General features: G+C 51.3%; 1 pseudogene. It reads left to right on the forward strand.

Annotation, left to right across the window (positions count from 1 at the left end):
• Nucleotides 1-317 precede the first annotated feature (317 nt).
• Nucleotides 318-452 (forward strand): annotated as a pseudogene (locus tag F4V58_RS13020) (molybdopterin-dependent oxidoreductase); the annotation flags it as partial.
• Nucleotides 453-550 lie beyond the last annotated feature (98 nt).

The raw sequence follows: 550 nt of genomic DNA on the forward strand, positions 1-550 counted from the left end.
CGCACACGCCCTGATGAAATAACCCCCAACAACCACACCACAACGCCCCCTGGCACCTGCAACCACCACACCAACCGCAGAAGCCAACGGGGCGCTTAAGCCTGCCCAACACCGACCACCCCAACCCCACAAACCCACCAATATAAAAAACATGCACGCGCTAAAGTGGATCACTTTTCCGCGCCAAAACGGATCACTTCAGCTTGACAAAATACAGCTCTTTTCACGAACAATGTCATGACCTTGTTCACGGTACTGGGGCGTCATTTCAGGCATCATAGTAGGGCTTGAAGTGGGGGTTCGTAGATGATTGGACAATGCCGAAACCCATTTCCCCCCAGACGCGTCGCAAGATCATCGACTTTGATCCGCACGACCCTAAGTCCCCGTCCATCACCGAGTTCTGCAGGGAGTTGAAAGTCACGACACGTAGTTTTTACAACATACGCAGTCTGAAGTGGCCTTTGGTTTGTTCCTAGCAATTTACCTTGGTTTCCATTATTTCAGGAAGCTGGTTTTGGCTGCAATATTCGGCCTCAACTTCCAGTGG

It is taken from the genome of Corynebacterium phocae (genome assembly GCF_008693075.1).
In the GTDB taxonomy this organism is placed as follows: Bacteria; Actinomycetota; Actinomycetes; order Mycobacteriales; family Mycobacteriaceae; genus Corynebacterium; species Corynebacterium phocae.